The sequence below is a fragment of the Clostridium sp. UBA5119 genome (assembly GCF_002414285.1).
GTDB classification, from domain to species: domain Bacteria; phylum Bacillota; class Clostridia; order Clostridiales; family Clostridiaceae; genus Clostridium_J; species Clostridium_J sulfidigenes.
Window position 1 is genome coordinate 88,624 of the sequence record NZ_DHYX01000011.1, and the last position, 561, is coordinate 89,184.

At 33.7% G+C, this 561-nt stretch carries 1 protein-coding gene; it reads left to right on the forward strand.

What is annotated here, in order from left to right:
* Positions 1-561 (forward strand): FGGY family carbohydrate kinase (locus B2671_RS01310; protein ID WP_346868787.1); only part of this gene is annotated, 561 nt, incomplete at both ends.

Genomic DNA, 561 nt, shown 5'->3' on the forward strand with positions numbered 1-561 from the left:
ACAGCGGAATATCCATTATATCAGCCAGAGATTGGTTGGGCAGAACAAGATCCACAAGATTGGTGGAAGTCAGTATGTATAACAATTAATCACGTTATAAAAGATAGTAATATAAATCCGGAATCCATTAGCGGTATTGGCTTATCTGGACAAATGCATGGTTTAGTTATGTTAGATGGAGATGGAAATGTATTAAGAAAATCTATTATTTGGTGTGATCAACGTACAGCCAAGGAATGTGTTGAGATTACTGAAAAAGTTGGAGAAAAAAGATTAATAGATATTACAGCAAATCCTGCTCTAACAGGATTTACAGCATCAAAAATACTTTGGGTTAGAAATAATGAGCCTGAAATATATGAAAAATGTAGGAAAATACTATTACCTAAGGATTATATAAGATATATGCTTACAGGTGAATTTGCTACAGAGGTATCTGATGCTTCAGGAATGCAGCTTTTAGATATTAAAAATAGGTGCTGGTCTAAGGAAGTCCTTAATGCTTTAGATATTCCTATAGAATATTTAGGGGATGTACATGAATCAATTGTAGTCAGTGGG